The sequence below is a fragment of the Ruminococcus flavefaciens genome (assembly GCF_900143025.1).
Lineage (GTDB): Bacteria > Bacillota > Clostridia > Oscillospirales > Ruminococcaceae > Ruminococcus > Ruminococcus flavefaciens_I.
Genome location: NZ_FRCT01000017.1, coordinates 23,410 through 39,909 on the forward strand (window position 1 = coordinate 23,410; position 16,500 = coordinate 39,909).

Consider the following 16,500-nt stretch of genomic DNA (forward strand, 5'->3'; position numbering starts at 1 on the left):
GATACAGATGATGTGCTCTTTGTGCTCTCTGTTGAGATAGGAGCTGTGCTCTCTGTACTCTTTGTTGAAACAGGCTCTGTGCCTGCCTTGGTTGTGCTTGTTGTTGTTGATGTTGACTGGTTAGGAGCAAGTGTAGTTGTTATGTGATCAACAACCTCAATGTAACCCTTGCGTCCTTCTACGAGCTTAGAAAGATCAAAGCCGTCTTCATCAAATACCTTCAGTGTACCGTCTGCGAAGTTGACATAATATTTGCCAAGAGCGCAGTCAGTAGGAACCTTGAATGTAAGAGTTGCTACAACATTACCGTTGCTTGCTGCTATACCCTTACCGTTTTCGCTCTTGAATAACGACTTCTTTATAGCATCGTTAGTTGAAAGCTCAGACTTATAAGCATCTGATCCCTTTATTGTGCTATAATTTACGCCATTGTCATTCTCGATAACGAACTGAGCACCGCCGATAGCGAGCTTAGAATTTTCTGTATCTACAACAGTGATATCGAGTGTTACTGTCTGACCTCTCTCAGCCTGTGTTGAGCCGATCTGCCAAGCAATACCGCCCTTTGGTGCAGGAACAACTGTAGTTGTAGTAGTTGTTACTGTTGGATTTGTTGTAGTTGTAGTTGTTGTTGTTGTCTCAACAGGGATTGGTGTATTGATGTAAATAGCACCGTCCTTGAATTCGACATTCTTTGTGATATCGAAGCCGTCCTTATCGCTGACAAACTGCTTAGCCCACTTTACAGGGTATACGCCGTCAGCTATATCCTCAGGAACAGTGAATGTAAGAGCAAAGAGGTTGTCGCCAGCCTTAGCTGTCTTACCGTTACCGCTGCCTGTGAAGAACTCGAACTTCTGCTTGTCGTTTGATCTGAGGGTCTCGCCGTATGGCTTACCGTCAGCAGACTTGAAAGGTGTAGCTGCTTCGTTAGTGATCTCGAACTGAGCACCTGCTACAGGGAGATCGCCCTTGCCGTCAACCTTTACCTGAAGAGTAACTTCCTTACCCTTCTCGCCGACAACGTTAGGAATAACCCACTTTACTGAGCCATCTGTGTTAACGTCGCCAACTGTGATAGAACCGTCCTTGAAGATTACGTTCTTTGTGAGATCGTAACCGTCTGTATCACTTACAAAGCCGTCAGCCCATGATACAGGATATACGCCTGCAGGGCAGTTTGCCGGGATATCATATGTGATAGTAAGGATAGTTGAACCGTTTGCAGCTGATACAGCCTTACCGCTGTTTGTTCTGAACATGAAGCTGCTCTTTGTTTCATTAGCAGACATATCAGAAGGATATGCAGTACCTGCTGTAAAGCTGTTGTACTTAATGTTATCGCTGTCAGTCTTTACCTTGAACTGAGCACCTGCAACTGCCAGTGCGCTGCTCTTGGTATCGCTTACTACAGCCTTGACCTTTACCTGCTCGCCGGGGTTAGCCTTTACATTATCAAGTATCCATGCTACCTGACCGTCTTCAGGTTCACCGTTCTTAACAGTGATCATACCGTCAACGAAGTTTACTCTTGAAGTAAGATCAAAACCGTCTGTATCACTTACGAACTTCTTAGACCAAGTTACAGGATATTCGCCTGGTTTGCAGTCCTCAGGAATTGTGTAAGTGAGAGTCATAATTGTTGCATTGTTAGCTGCAACAACGCCTAAACCGGCTGTCTGATGGAATAAGAACGATGTCTTAGACTCATTGTTGCCGATATCTGTTACATATGCTCCGCCGCTCTTGAACGACTTGTACTTGATCGGTGACTCAGCGTCGATCTTGTACTGTGCGCCTGCTACAGCGACAGCTACATTGTCCTTATTATTTACGTATGCCTTTACAGTTACTGTCTCTCCCGGGTAACCTGTTACCTTGTCGAGAACCCAGTCTATCTTTCCTTCGCCGTTATCCTTAACGACCTTGATAGCACCGTCTGTAAATTTAACCTTGCTTGTAATGTCATATCCGTCAGTGTCACTAACGCTTGCGTTAGCCCACTTAACGTCATATGTACCTTCTTTACAATCTGCAGGGATTGTGTATGCAATAGTGAATACTGTTGCACCCTCAGCAGCTACCTTCTCAATTCCTTTATTGTCATCGAAAAGGAACTTGGTTCCCTTGCCATTGTCGCCGATAGATGATGTATAAGCATCGCCGCCTGTTACGGACTTATATTTAATAGGTGATGCAGCATCAACATTGAACTGTGCGCCTGCAACCGCAAGTGAGGAATTCTTTGCCACAACGGGTAATGTTACCGTCTGACCTGGTGCTGCAGTTACTGTCGGAATCAGCCATTCAACTGATCCGTCAGAAGCGGTTTTATTAGCAGAAACATCCAATACTTCGCCCATACTAAAGTTAGGCTGCGAGACAGATAAACTGCCCGCAGCACTAACTGGTAACGAAGCAAATGCACTTGTAATGGCTGAACCAGCCATTACAGCGGATGTAACTGCTGAAAGCAGTTTTTTCATCAGTGCATTTCCTTTCCGAGCATTATTGCTCTATTAACTTAGTGGGTTTAAAGGGATCAGTCTGTAGGAATTGAACCCTTTTCGAGGATGTACATTGCGATTGCTTCTGAATCAGCAGCTGTAAGCTTAACTGTTGCAGGATCAATGCCCTTGCCGTCCTTGCTCTGTGGAGCAACTACGTCTGCATTAACCTTACCCTGAGCTGTTACGTCAGCCTTTGTTACAGGGTGCTTAACAATGTATGTAGGATCGTTAAGGAGTCTGTTGAGAACTACTACGTCAGCTACGTTAACTTCGCCGTTGCAGTTTGTATCGCCCCAGAGAGTTACATCAAGCTTTGTGCCAGGTGTAACAACTGTTGTAGTTGTAGGCTCAGTTACAACAGTTGTTATAGTTGTAACCTTTGTAGTTGTTGTTGTTGTTTCCTTAGTTGTAACATCTGGTGTAGTTACAGGCTTACCAACAACGATTGTAAGAGGAGTTACGCCAACTGCGTAGTTGAACTTTGTATTGTCCTTGAAGATCTTGCACTGTGCGAAGTCTACTGTGTATGTACCATCAGGTGTACCAGCAGGAACGTCAACAGTGATCATGAATGCTGACTTACCGTTATCAGCTGTAAGAGGTGTATCACCCTTAAGTGTAGCGTAGTTAGCACGGAGTTCTGTCATGTTTGTAGAAACTGTCTTGCCAGGGAATGCGTTTGCGCTGTCAAGGATCTCAGAGATCTTGATGCCGTTTGAAGTCTTGAACTGAACGTCGAGAGCTGAGATCGGATTTGTGCCAGCTTCGATGTTTACGTCAACTTCGATTGAAGCAGCCTTGCCGGACTCTACCTCTACTGTGCTGTTGCCGTTTGCATCAGCGAACTTGAAGTTTACATCGCCAACTGTAGGAGCAGATGTAACAACAGGAGTTGTTGTAGGCTGAGTTACAGGAGGCTTTGTTGTTGTTGTTGTACTGATAGGAGCATCACCAACAACGATTGTGTAAGGTGTAACGCCTACTTCGTAATTGAACTTTGTATTGTCCTTGAAGATCTTGCACTGTGCAAAATCAACTGTGTATGTACCCTGTGCTAATGTAGCAGGAACATCGATTGTGAGCATGAATGCTGACTTACCGTTATCAGCTGTAAGAGGTGTATCACCCTTAAGTGTAGCGTAGTTAGCACGGAGCTCAGCCATGTTTGTAGAAACTGTCTTGCCAGGGAATGCGTTTGCGCTGTCAAGGATCTCAGAGATCTTGATGCCGTTTGAAGCCTTGAACTGAACGTCGAGAGCTGAGATCGGATTTGTGCCAGCTTCGATGTTTACGTCAACTTCGATTGTAGCAGCCTTGCCGGACTCTACATTTACTGTGCTGTTGCCGCTTGCATCAGCGAACTTGAAGTTTACATCACCGCTTGTAATCGGAACGTCAGTAACAACAGGCTGTGTCTGAACAGGCTGTGTTGTTGTAACTACAGGAGCTGTAGTAGTAGTTGGTGTAGTAACTACATCGCCATCCTTAACTACGATTGTGAATTCTTCAAGCTTGAGCTGCTTGTCGCCGTTCTTAGCAGCCTTTGTGTATCTTGAACCGCCGCCTTCAACCATCGGGCATGGGTTGTCGTTTACGCCTGAAGCATCTGTGTTATAATCACAGTATGTTACCTTGTATGTACCAGCCTCGATGTTCTGTGGAACGATCGTATCAAATACATAGAATGGATAAGAATCTGAAGCTTCTCCAGCCCAAGCATAATCAACACCCTTGTTCATCCATGAGCAGCCGAGGAAGTAGTTGTTTGTACCAGCAGCTGTCTGTGAAGAGTCAAGACCGAACTGATACTCACCAGCAGGCTTGTAACCAGCTCTTGCGCTCTTGCAGAAACCAGCCCATGAAATGTAACGGTCTGTCTTGAAGTCTACGCCTGTGAGGTTGTAAGACTGAGCTTCATCGAAGTAAGCATCGCTGCCTGGATCGTAATACTTAAAGGAGATGTCCTTTGAGTCTGTTGTAAGAGAAACGAGGAGTGAATCTGTTGTATTAACAGTACCCTCTGAATAGTATACAGCAGAAGGAATTACGTATCCGCCTGCAGGAATGTCCTTCTTGTCGATTGTGATTGTATTCTTTGCTGAAGCAGCAGAAGGATTCTTAGGATCATATGTTTTAATCGAAAATCCCTTGGTAGTGTCTGCAGCGTTTACAGCTACTGGAACTGCTGCAGCTACCATTGTTGCAGCCATAACTAACGATGTGACTGCAGAAAGTAACTTTTTCATTTGTAATAATTCCTTTCTCGTAGGCTTTTATGCCTATTAATAAAACATAAATTGGGTTTTTATTCCTTTGTAAGGGGGACAAATCAGATAATCTCGGATCAGAGTTCAGAAATGCTCTTGAGGAGCCACTTCTGGATCTTAGCAGCATCACCGTTAGTAATGCCCTTTGAGCTAGAATCTACATCGCCATTAGCTTCGCCCTGTGCTGTGATGTGGTGTGCATCACTACCATTTACGCCATACTTATTTGGATTAGCAAGGCTCTGCATAATGAGAACGATATCCGACATATCAACTTCGCCATCACAGTTTGCGTCGCCGCGAACTGTAGCGGTAGGACCCTGTGTTGTAACAGGAGTTGTTGTAGTTGTTACTGGTGCACCAACTGAAACAGCACCGTTTGATGTCTTAACTTCAAGCTTTACAGGCTTGCCGTTTGACTCATATCCGCAGCCGATTGTAGCATTGGACTTCTTTGAACCGTAAAATGTTTCACGTTCAATTGGGGTGATCTTGAGGTCGTATGTAGTGCCGTTCTTAGCACCGCTTGCAACGGTACCGTTGATCGTGCAATATACGCCGTTACCCTTGAGCCAATAAGAAGCATCATCAGTAGCAGTTGACCAGATCAGGCTTACATAGCCCTCTGACTTATTGATCGCACTTTCAAAGCATGGTGAAAGAGAAGCTGAGAGATCAGCCTTGTCTACGCCCTTATTGATAAGAGCTCCTGCTTCTACGGAATCAATTGTGAGAGCACTGCTATCATAAGAAATAGCAAAATCGAGTGCCTGAATGCCGGACGATGGGATATCAGCTAATGATACGTCCACTGAGAATTTGCTACCCACCTCTGCGCTTGTTTTGCCAACGGATATCTGCACTGTTTCGCCGGCAGCTGCAACAGGTGCAAGTGAGCAGACTGAAAGTGAAAGCATCGTAGCAGCGATAGCTCCGACGACTACCTTTTTTGTCTTCATTATTTTTTCCTCCTTCTTCGAAAATGTTATATAACAAAGGAACGGGGTGCCCCTTTAATTATATCTTGTCTTGATAATGCAGCGGATACATCGTTCCGCCTCTCTGCAAAACCGTATCACCGATATACGAATGAGACCTGAGTGCAAAGCGGTCGGCTCACTGCCGCTGCTCAGTCATACAGACGAGGCTCAAGCTGTCCGAGCTGCGGTTTTCGGCGGACCTCTGTCCGGCGTATGTACACGCCTCTCAAAAGCTCCCCTATGCCGTCAGCCTGCGACTGAAATCCTTGCTCTGCAAGCAGTGGTTTTGTCGTAAGACGCATCACACTGCCGTGATGAGATAGTTAATCCCAAATCTATATTTATTCATGATTTCATTATATATCAGGTCTAAAAAAAAGTAAATAGGTTCATACTGTTTTTGGTATTTTACCTAATCAGTAAGACTGATTTTTGCACGGTTTGCACAATGATATTTTTCTCAAAAATCGACTGTTAAAGCCTGTTTTTGAACAAGAAATGAATTTTTCAAATTATTTGTCAAGTTTGCGAAATTCAACTGGAATTTGCTCTTCGATTATGCGGTTAATAACGTCCCAGCCAAACTCTGTATAAGTACCCTGAGGCACTGCATACGGAAGACCATGTCTCTCCGCAAGCTCTTCAGAATATTTGCTGTATGGGTAAATTTTCATATTTGAAAATTCACTTTCATAGTGGATTATCGTCGGTATGCATCCGACATTTTCAAGCGAGACCTCATTTGTCTCACCGTCTACAACGATATCAAAATCAGGGAGCTCTCCGACCACATTGAAGTTATCGGTCTGAGCGCAGATGAAATTACCCATTGAGTAATAAACAAAGCCCTTTGTACCGTCGTCGCGCTCTATCCATTCCATAGTCTCTGCGGTATGTGTGTGACATCCAAGTATCACATCAGCTCCCCAGTTGACCATTTTGTTTGCGAGCTCGATCCTGTCTTCAGTAACGACTGTGGTATCGTCCTCGCCCCAGTGAGCGGAAACGATGACAACATCTGCCAACTGTTTTGCTTCCTTGATCTGACGCTCGATAACGTCCTCCTCATCGTTCTTTACAACTCTGAGCGGGACCTCATTGAGCAGCTCGTCAAAGCCGTTGATATGGTGCGCATAGGCAAGGAAAGCGATCTTTACACCGTTTACCTCGCGGACTCTTATATTGTTTGCGTCCTCCTCGTTAAGGTAAGCACCGAGAACGGTAAGGTTATTTTCCTTAGCCTTTCTGTTCCAGAAGTTTATAGACTCTTCAAGTCCGTCGGTACCCATATCGAGCAGGTGATTGTTTGCCATAGTTATAACGTCAAAGCCCAGATCTATAACAGCATCTGCGACCTCGGGAGGAGAATTGAACAGAAGCAGTCCGCCCTCCGCACCTCTTACGTCATTACTTTCCGATATAACAGTTTCCTGATTGAGCACAGCCACATCTGCATCTTCGATAAGATATTTCACCTCAGAATACATAGGCTTGAAATCGTATCCGTTACCGCCTGCAAGCTTCTCTGCATTCTTGAATACAGAGTAATGTATGAGATTATCGCCTGCTGCGATAACGTGGACCACCTTATCAGGCGGAAGAGTAGTCGGCTCTTCTGTTGTTTCAGCAGGAAGAGCAGTCGTGCTCTCCTCAGAAGAAGTTATTGCTCCGGGATCTGATTTCCCGACAACGTGACTTCCGGCACAGCTCACTCCGCAGCCTATTATCGCTGCAAATAAAGCCACCGCACCAAAGGCACGTCCTTTTCTTAATTTCATAAAGCTCTCCTTTATAGCAGTACGAACCATAGCGGCATAATACTGCTGTCTCACATATTATATCACATAATTTTTTATTTGGCAATTACAAATTGTATCAAACTTAAATGAATTTACCACGGGTTTTATTGCCGGCGAGATTAAATCGCAGCTTAGAACAACGTATTTTCGGCAAATTCAAGAGCACAACTTTATTCTTAGCCGAAATTTGTTCATTCATACGAAGTTTTTAGTGTAAAATTGTGCATTTTGTCAATAAATCTATTTTTTGTCCACTATGTATACAAAAAATTACTTTAAGTTAATTTCACGGGATCTCTGCAATTCTATAAATTCCTCTGCCAGCGCTTCGGCTTCCGCATAGGACGAAAGCTGATAACAGCGCCCGCGGAATTTTGCAGATCCATAATATCCATTCATATACCATGCCGCGTGTTTGCGGGCTTCATGCATGGCAAGCTCCTCGCATTTTTCGCTGAGTTCAAGTATCAGCCGTATATGTTCGAGCATTACCTGCATTTTTTCTTCAAGTGCAGGCGGTACATACGCTGTCCCCTTTGATCCCGCTTCGATCTCACGGAACAAAAACGGGTTTCCGTAGCTTCCTCGTCCTATCATAACGAGATCGCAGCCCGTCTGCTCATACATCTCCCTGCACGTTTTAAGATCAGTGACATCTCCGTTGCCTATTACGGGTATGCTCACCGCATTTTTGACAGCCTTGATAACGCTGTTGTCAGACCGTCCGCTGTAATACATATCTCTTGTACGCCCGTGTACAGCTACAGCCGCAGTTCCCACTGCCTCCAGCGCCATTGCCAGATACGGAGCATTGATGCTGTCATTGCTCCAGCCGCTGCGTATCTTCACAGTTACAGGAGTATTCCCTGCTGCCTTTACAGCAGCCTCTGCCACCGACGCAGCAAGCTTTATATCCTTCATAAGCGCAGAGCCTGCTCCAGTACCCACTACCTTAGGGACAGGACAGCCCATATTGATATCAATGATATCGGGGTGATAATCAAGAACTATCTTTACAGCCTCAGCCATGAACTCAGGCTCGCTGCCGAAAAGCTGTATCGCCATAGGACGCTCCTCGTCCGTGACAGTACACAGCTCTGCTGTTTTGCGGTCGCTGTAGCATATGCCCTTTGCGGACACCATTTCGCTGACCACATAGGCTGCTCCGTATTTCTTGCACATAAGTCTGTAGGCGCGGTCGGCAACTCCTGCCATAGGGGCAAGGGCAGCAGTTCGCGCTATCTCCACATTACCTATTTTTAATGTATCATTCATGCGCACTCTCCGAAGCAGTCTTGTCCTTTTCCTTGAAAACAAAGACCTTGCTAAGTATATAATTTGCAATAAATATCAGTATCTGACTGAGGAATGTGATAAGTGTCTTGCCCATGCCGAGCCAGTCACAGCATACAAGGAATATTACCTCCTCCATTCCAAGCGTGGCAAGTCTCGCGCCGTAAAACGAAGCGAATACCTTCCAGAATTCCTTCGATGTTTTAGTCTCGTTCTTGAAAACATACTTCTTGTTGGTGAAGAACGCAAAAGTCACCGCACATATCCATGAGAATACAACGCCTGCTGTGCTCTCCCATTTCGGCTCGCCCGGGACGAGATAAAAAAGCAGCAGCTTTGTAACTATGGATACTACCGTAGTAAGTCCACCGAAAACAAGATAAAGCCATTTCTCTTCATATTTATAATAAATATTCTGGAGCGGCTTCGGCAATATTGAAACGCACCACTTTATGAATTTCTCCATATCGATTATCCTTTCAAAAAAACAATGCTTATATATAATAGCAGTTTATGAAGGTAATTGCAAGTCATTTCATGTGATTTTTTGCAGAATTCTGACATTTTCGTGCAAACTGTATCACCTCCTCCACATTATACAAACGAACAAGCAGCCAAAATTGTGACAAAAATTTTTTCCCGTTCACTCCTGGCTTCATAATAAAAAATGCCCGAAAGCCGTCTGTATAAACCGCCTTCGGACATTTTCGATTCAAGTATGTCTATATTTTATTTGCCCCAACACTTATTTTACTTTACCGCAGTTTCCTTCTTCTTTCTGCAAGCCAGCACCATGCATATGCTTCCGCAAACGATTATCATCGGGAATACGGATATTATCATCATCCAGAACTGGTTTGTTTTCAGCTCGAACGGTGTCTCATCTGCTTTTACCAAGAAGCTGCTTAATACGCTTGTAAGCACGGTATCAATGAGAATGTGGCACAATGCCGCAGGATACACCGAGTTTGTGCGCTTTGTCAGCCATGTGAGTATAGCAGACCAGAATATGCACATAACTATCATAGCGATAAATCCGCCGTATGGGAAGAAGTCGTAGTCTCTGCCGAAATCGTATCCGTAAGCCAGCAGAGGTCCGTGCCACAGCGCCCATATGCTTCCTGTAACGACTACAGCCAAAGGCGTTGGCATAAATTCCTCAAGCTTTGGCGTAAGATAGGCTCTCCAGCCTAATTCCTCGCCTACTCCGTTTACGAATATGGCAATACCTGTGGTTATGGAGATAAACACATTCGCCGCAGCCATAGTGCTGTCGTTTGCAAAATAGCTTTCGGAAATACTTCCGTTCTTCACGATGAACAGATGAAGTATTACCGCACTCACAAAAGGCAGAGCTATGGGATAAAGTGCAGCAAGAATGTAGTATTTGCCGCTGCCTCTTTTTCCGAAACCGAGATATGCGTCACGAAAGCCCTCTTTAGTGACCAATCTTGTGATAATAACGGCTATCATAGGAAACAGCATAAGGCTGAAGCCTGCTATGCGGCTCGTAAGACTGCCCTTTCCGTCAGAGAATACAAAGCCTAAAATATACACGGGTACATACGTCAGCACCAGATAAATAAATATGCGGAGCAGAGTTTTCTTCTTATTTTGCATAATTCTCAACTCCCTTCAGATACCACCTTACGGAAAGCCTGTATGACAGGTAGTAAAGCGGCAGAACTGCCATTGCTCCCACGCCCAGCCAGAAAGCTTCCTTTTTAATAAATTCGGGGTCATTAAGCTTTTTGAACACGTTATCCCAGAATGTCTCCATATTTGCAAACATGGACGTATCGCCAAACAGAAAATACACAAATAGCACTATACATAAAAATACAACGATACATGACTTTACCATATATCCTACCTTAGAGCTGAAACGGAATATCAGCGGAAATTCTATGGCTCGCATGAAAATCTGCATATAGAATGCGCCAACGATAATAGTAGTTGCGTCAACTTTCAGAGCGTCCATATCAGCAGCAAGGCTCTGTATGAAAATAAGTATTGTAACTGTGACCATTCCTATAAATAATGAGCAAAGATACTTTACGCCAACAAAGCCTTTTATGCCTGTAGGCGTAGATGTGACATAATACGCCCATTTCTTGCGCTCGTCCTGTGGGATAAGTCCGTTCTGTATTACGGCTGTGAAAAAATATGCAATACAGCAGGCTGATAGCCATATTATGCTCATAACATTTGTCAGCATCTGCTGATTAATTTCATCATCGAACCCCTTCTTTGCATCTGCATCGCAAACCTTGATAACAAATATAATAAGCAGCGGATATATCATTGCGCCCAACAGGTTTAATATGAGCTTCCTTGAGTTGAGCTTCAGTTCCTTATAAAGCAGACCTGTCATCAGTAACGCCTCCTTTCCAGTTCCTTCACGGTACGGAAATAGCACAGCACAAGACTGCCAACTATAATAAACGGCGCAGCTATGGCAGCTATCTCCACAAGCTTCTCCTGATAAGGCTCAGATACCTTTCTTATTGCTTCCTCACCCTTTAAGTAGGGATAGCGTACCTCTGCTTCCTTGATGCAATATATGATAAACTTTACAATTCCGAATACCAAAGCTGCAAAAGGGATAATTCCGTATGCGATATATGTTGTTATTGTCTTTGAAACTTCTTTGTGTCGCAATGCTGAGGGCAGAGTAATAAATGTGACCGATACGATCGCCGCCATAACAGCTAAATTCTTTATATGCTCCAGGCTTACGCCCTTTTTGGCAGCAAAGCCCAGTACCACTTCTCCCACAACAGCAAATAAAAAGCCGACAACAAGCAGTATGATGCGTGATACAAGCATAGAAGAAGCCATTTTCTTTTCGTCAACGGGAAGTGTATATGTGTATAGTCTCCAGCGTGACTTGTAATCGTCATACACAACGCCGTTCTGAGCTGCTGAAAAGCCTAATAAAGCCATTGCGCCTGTATAGAGGTAAGCCTGCGGATAAAATGAAGCTATCATCTGATTATTTTCTTCGTCCTTTGCAAGATTGCCTGCATAGGTGCTTATGAATACAAGAGATATCATAAACAGAAATCCCAAAAACACCGCCAAAGTCAGAGCAAAATTCTTTCTCATAAGATAAAATTCACGGTAAACAAGCCCTTTCATTCATCTCCACTCCTTTTTGCTGCGGTTGACATAGTAAAGCATTATGTCCTCAAGGGACGCATTATCTATGACCGCACCAGAGTATTTGCGGCTGCAAGCCGCCTTGTCGGACACCATTACCTCTGCACCGAAATCGGATAATCTCGCACTTACGATGTCCTCGGGAGCTATGTCCTTATAGTCGTCCTTAGTGCATTTGAGTATGCCGTGACTGTCGAGGATATCGTCCTTGTAGCCGCTTATAAGCACCTTTCCCTTGTCGATGAAGGTAACGCTGTCGGCTATTTTGTCAAGGTCTGAGGTAATGTGTGAGGACATGAGTATGGAATGTTCCTCGTTCTGTAAATATTCAAGGAAAATATCCAGTATCTCGTTTCTTACAACAGGGTCAAGTCCAGTTGTAGCTTCGTCCATAATGAGAAGCTTAGCATTGTGTGAAAGTGCGGAGGCTATCTGCAATTTCATCTTCATGCCCTTCGAGAACTTGCCGAATTTCTTCTTTTTCGGCAGCGCAAAGCGGTCAAGATAGCCGAAAAACGTGTCTGTGCTCCACTCCTCGAATATCTCGCGGAGTATCTTGTCTAAAGCTATGGCATTGAGTCTGTCGTCAAAGGGCAGCTCGTCAAATACCGCAGCTATCTGCTTTTTCGCCTCGTATTCGTCATTTACACTGTCATAGCCGAGAAGCTTTATCTCGCCCCCGTCCTTTTTAACGATGTTGAGCAGCGCATTTATAGTAGTAGTCTTGCCTGCGCCGTTCTGTCCGATAAATCCCATGATACTGCCCTTTGGTACGTTGAAGCTCACTTTGTCGAGGGTGAAGCCGTCGTATTTTTTGGTCAGGTCTTTAATTTCAATAGCATTTTCATATTCATTCATTTTCTGCCCCTCCGTATATCAGTTCGAGCATTTCTTTAAGTTCGTCAAGTCCTATCTCGCACTGTCTTGCCTTATCGCAGACCTGTGTGAGGAGAGCCTCTGTCTGACGAAGATATTCCTCGCGGAGAAGCTCTGTATTCTGTCCCTTGACGAAGCTGCCCTTACCCGTGTACGACTCGATAAAGCCGTCACGCTCCAAGTCCTCATAAGCGCGTTTCGTAGTTATAACGCTTATGCGGAGCTGCTGTGCAAGTGTACGCATAGAAGGCAGAGCGTCCCCTGCTTTCAGTGTACCGTTGAGGATAAGCCCCTTTATCTGGTCTGAGATCTGCTGATATATGGGCTCACCCGATGAATTGCTGATAATAATATCCATAGTCCACCTCAATATTGTATATATACGTTATACACATTATATCATTTATATACACACTTGTCAAGTGGCTTTTGAAAAAAGTTGAGAATTGAGAGTTGAGAGTTATTTTTTCAGCGGGCGAGTTTGAGGCTGGCGGGCGGCGGAACGCCGTCCCTACACTGTGTCATTTATGGTCTTTTCGGGACTTGCGGGCGCACACTGTGCGCCCCTACTATGAGCTCATGTGATTTTATCGGGACTGGCGGACGACCAATGGTCGTCCCTACAGGCTAACGGCTCGCGGGCTGATGTGGGCATCAGCCCCTACATATTAACACCTTTCACTATAGGACTGAAAAACCATGAAATTCAATGGGAAACCATTGATTATTGAAATAAAAATTTTTCGGTTCTATGTTTTTCACAAAGTTTGCCGCCTGTATTTGTGTGCTTTTCACAGTGCAGACGTTTTTTAGTTAAGAGTTACGGAGTCGCCTGCGGCGATATTATTCAATAATGTGAACGTAGCGAACACGTCAATTCCTAATTCCGCATTCCGAATTGATAATTGCGTATTATCGGGACGTCGAGAACACCGTCCCATACTAATCTCTCAAAGATGTATATGATACACAAATAAAAACAACGTTTTTTAGTCAAAATCGCCTATTTTGAAAAAATAATATAGACAAGTAGCAAAAAATAATATATAATAAGATGTATATATAATTCGGTATCCGTATGCCGTAAATGCGGAAACCGCAGTTTCACCGCTGCGGCTTCGGAGCACTAAAACATGAGAGTTATCACAGGCATTGCAAGAGGCCGTAAGCTTGTCGCTCCAGAAGGTCTTGACGTAAGACCTACAGCCGACAAGGTAAAGGAAGGAATTTTTTCCGCTGTTCAGTTCGAGCTTGAAGGCGCAAGGATACTCGATCTCTTCGCTGGAAGCGGTCAAATGGGTATCGAAGCACTCAGCCGCGGAGCTGACCACGCTGTATTTATCGACAGCTCACTCCGCTCTATAAGATGCGTAAACGAAAATCTGCGCAATACAGGCTTTGAACGACAGTCAGAGGTCATTAACCGCGACAGCTACGATTACATCAAGCTCACCGCTCAGACCTTCGATATCATTATCCTCGATCCGCCCTACAGACACAGCCACATAGCAAATATACTCCCCTTTGCGGCAAAAAAACTCCGCGACGGTGGACTTATAATATGTGAGTATGAATGTGAAGCTGAGGAGCCTGCGGCTCCCGAGGGAATGACACTGAGAAAGACCTACCGCTACGGCAAGATCAATGTCTCTATTTTCTGCAAACCGTCCGAGGAGGTGGCTGAAGAATGAGAAGAATAGCCGTTTGTCCCGGAAGCTTCGACCCTGTTACACTGGGTCATCTGGACATAATAACAAGAGCTTCCAAGCTTTTTGACAAGGTAATAGTCCTCATATCGCGCAATGCAGGCAAGGCTCAGCCAAGCTTCACGGCTACGGAGCGTATGCTGATGATAGAACAGGTCACACGCGACCTTGATAACGTAGTAATAGATATACTTGACGGACTTCTTGCGGACTACGTAAGAAACGTAGGTGCAGTAGCTATCGTAAAGGGTCTGCGAGCTGTCAGCGACTTTGAATACGAATTCCAGATGGCTCTTGCCAATAAAAAGCTTTATGCAGGAGCTGAAACTGTCTTTCTGACCACAGCTACCGAGAATATGTATCTCAGTTCAAGCTTAGTAAAGCAAATAGCGTATTTCGGCGGCGATATCAGCCACTTTGTTCCCGAAGATATTCTTGATGATATAAAACAAAGACTTATTAAGGAGAGGTAATCATTATGAGCATTGATGAGATTTTAGAAGAAATGGACGAACTTCTTGACAAGGCGTCCTCTGTCCCATTCGTATCCCATAAGAAAGTCATAGACGGCGAGCGTATGCGCGAGCTTATCAACGATGTCCGTCTTAATATGCCTCACGAGCTCAAGGAGGCAAAGAAGATAGAATTCGACTGCCAGCGTATCCTCAACGAGGCTAAGCTCAATGCAGAGTCTATTATCCGCAAGGCTGAGGAACGTGCAGCTCAGATAGTTTCACGCGAGGCTATCGTTACAGAGGCTAAGAAAAAGGCTCTGGATATGCTCACAAAGGCTCAGACAGCTGCCAAGAACCTCCAGCAGAACGCTGCTGCTTCAGTTGCAAAAATGCTCAATGATACCGAGAATTACTACACAAGAAATCTCCAGAGCATAAAGACTGTAAAGAGCAAGCTCAGCAGCACAGTTTCAGCAGGTCTCAGCATGAACAGCATGGATAAAAAGAACGGCTTACAGTAAGAAAAGAAAAAAATACAGCCATAGCATTTTATATGCTATGGCTTTTTTGTTTATCCTATCCATTCACGGTCATATCAGCATACTCTGATTGTGCAGACTTACAATATTTAAAGCAATACTTTAAATTCTTATTGACAGGCTTTAATTGTTATGATATAATGTCATCACAGAACAGCACAGAAACTTTAAATAATTAAACTTACACTTTAAAAAGGAGATGTTTTTATGAACAACACAATTTCCAACAGCCTTAAAAGCCGCACCTTTGCCGATACTATTATTTCATGTTTATTATGCTTTGTAGAACTGGGATTTGCCGTGTATCACATCATAGAATATATATGCGGAGGCTCACCCGAGTGCATAAGCAACGCCGTATACAGCTTTATCATTGCTGTCGAGCTGGGACTCCTAAGCCTTATATTGCTCGAAATAAAGAAAACAGGAAAGCCCTTCTCAAAGAAGATAATAATAAAGCTCCGTGCAATGGCGTTAGTGCTTATAATTGGCGGTCTTATGCCAAGAATTGATGAAATAACAAGCGAAGGCGGCAACGAAGCATTATCATTTACATTAAATTCAACGAATATGCTGATAATATTCATAGGTATTATGATCGGCATTTTATCTGAGATATTCGTATACGGTCACAGTCTACAGCAGGACAACGACCTTATTGCGTAAGAGGTGCGGAATGGCTATAATAATCAGACTTGACAGAATAATGGCTGACCGCAAGATGTCCCTGAATGAGCTTGCGGAAAGAGTGGGCATGACCAATGTCAATCTCTCCAACCTGAAAACAGGCAAAATGAAGGGCATACGCTTCGAGACCATGAATGCTATATGCGAGGTGCTCCAATGCCAACCGGGCGACCTGTTTGAACACGTTTCCAAGCCCGAAGATATTTTGGAACATATCAAGAAATGA

Annotated in this window: 16 protein-coding genes; 5 read left to right on the forward strand and 11 right to left on the reverse strand. The window is 44.2% G+C overall.

Annotation, left to right across the window (positions count from 1 at the left end):
• From BUB28_RS13995 to BUB28_RS14045, 11 genes are all read right to left on the reverse strand, one after another.
• Positions 1 to 2,486: cohesin domain-containing protein (locus BUB28_RS13995; protein WP_081373541.1), on the reverse strand; the 2,486-nt coding region annotated here is incomplete at its 3' end.
• 56 nt (positions 2,487 to 2,542) lie between these two features.
• Entirely contained in the window at positions 2,543 to 4,756 is a 2,214-nt protein-coding gene (locus tag BUB28_RS14000) for a dockerin type I domain-containing protein (protein WP_072952165.1), read from the reverse strand.
• A 98-nt stretch (positions 4,757 to 4,854) separates the two neighbouring features.
• Complete coding sequence (locus BUB28_RS14005) at positions 4,855 to 5,736, reverse strand: cohesin domain-containing protein (protein WP_072952166.1); 882 nt, start codon at positions 5,734 to 5,736, stop codon at positions 4,855 to 4,857.
• Between the two features lie 533 nt (positions 5,737 to 6,269).
• Entirely contained in the window at positions 6,270 to 7,535 is a 1,266-nt protein-coding gene (locus tag BUB28_RS14010; protein WP_072952167.1) for a CapA family protein, read from the reverse strand.
• A gap of 291 nt (positions 7,536 to 7,826) precedes the next feature.
• Positions 7,827 to 8,831, reverse strand: a complete 1,005-nt coding sequence (gene dusB / locus BUB28_RS14015) for a tRNA dihydrouridine synthase DusB (protein ID WP_072952168.1) — start codon at positions 8,829 to 8,831, stop codon at positions 7,827 to 7,829.
• Positions 8,824 to 9,315: a GtrA family protein gene (locus tag BUB28_RS14020; protein WP_072952169.1), complete on the reverse strand. Its 492-nt coding sequence runs from the start codon at positions 9,313 to 9,315 to the stop codon at positions 8,824 to 8,826. Before BUB28_RS14020 ends, dusB begins: the two co-directional genes overlap by 8 nt.
• A gap of 284 nt (positions 9,316 to 9,599) precedes the next feature.
• A complete protein-coding gene (locus tag BUB28_RS14025) occupies positions 9,600 to 10,469 on the reverse strand; it encodes a CPBP family intramembrane glutamic endopeptidase (RefSeq protein ID WP_072952170.1) in 870 nt (289 codons plus the stop codon).
• Positions 10,459 to 11,223: an ABC-2 transporter permease gene (locus tag BUB28_RS14030; RefSeq protein WP_072952171.1), complete on the reverse strand. Its 765-nt coding sequence runs from the start codon at positions 11,221 to 11,223 to the stop codon at positions 10,459 to 10,461. The genes BUB28_RS14025 and BUB28_RS14030 overlap by 11 nt, the downstream gene beginning before the upstream one ends.
• Complete coding sequence (locus tag BUB28_RS14035) at positions 11,223 to 11,990, reverse strand: ABC-2 transporter permease (protein WP_072952172.1); 768 nt, start codon at positions 11,988 to 11,990, stop codon at positions 11,223 to 11,225. Before BUB28_RS14035 ends, BUB28_RS14030 begins: the two co-directional genes overlap by 1 nt.
• Entirely contained in the window at positions 11,991 to 12,869 is an 879-nt protein-coding gene (locus tag BUB28_RS14040; protein ID WP_072952173.1) for an ABC transporter ATP-binding protein, read from the reverse strand.
• Positions 12,862 to 13,245 (reverse strand): GntR family transcriptional regulator, encoded by a 384-nt coding sequence (locus BUB28_RS14045; RefSeq protein ID WP_072952174.1) that lies wholly within the window; start codon positions 13,243 to 13,245, stop codon positions 12,862 to 12,864. Before BUB28_RS14045 ends, BUB28_RS14040 begins: the two co-directional genes overlap by 8 nt.
• A gap of 775 nt (positions 13,246 to 14,020) precedes the next feature.
• Between BUB28_RS14045 and rsmD the strand changes: the two genes are divergently transcribed.
• The 5 genes from rsmD to BUB28_RS14070 all read left to right on the forward strand — a co-directional run bounded on the left by rsmD (position 14,021) and on the right by BUB28_RS14070 (position 16,500).
• On the forward strand, positions 14,021 to 14,578 hold the full coding sequence (gene rsmD / locus BUB28_RS14050; RefSeq protein ID WP_072952175.1) for a 16S rRNA (guanine(966)-N(2))-methyltransferase RsmD: 558 nt from the start codon (positions 14,021 to 14,023) through the stop codon (positions 14,576 to 14,578).
• The gene (gene coaD, locus BUB28_RS14055) at positions 14,575 to 15,066 is read left to right on the forward strand and encodes a pantetheine-phosphate adenylyltransferase (protein WP_072952176.1); all 492 of its coding nucleotides are present in this window, start codon (positions 14,575 to 14,577) and stop codon (positions 15,064 to 15,066) included. The genes rsmD and coaD overlap by 4 nt, the downstream gene beginning before the upstream one ends.
• 5 nt (positions 15,067 to 15,071) lie before the next feature.
• Positions 15,072 to 15,569: an ATP synthase subunit B family protein gene (locus tag BUB28_RS14060; RefSeq protein WP_072952177.1), complete on the forward strand. Its 498-nt coding sequence runs from the start codon at positions 15,072 to 15,074 to the stop codon at positions 15,567 to 15,569.
• Positions 15,570 to 15,794: 225 nt separating this feature from the next.
• Positions 15,795 to 16,253 (forward strand): hypothetical protein, encoded by a 459-nt coding sequence (locus tag BUB28_RS14065; protein WP_072952178.1) that lies wholly within the window; start codon positions 15,795 to 15,797, stop codon positions 16,251 to 16,253.
• A 10-nt stretch (positions 16,254 to 16,263) separates the two neighbouring features.
• On the forward strand, positions 16,264 to 16,500 hold the full coding sequence (locus BUB28_RS14070) for a helix-turn-helix domain-containing protein (RefSeq protein ID WP_072952179.1): 237 nt from the start codon (positions 16,264 to 16,266) through the stop codon (positions 16,498 to 16,500).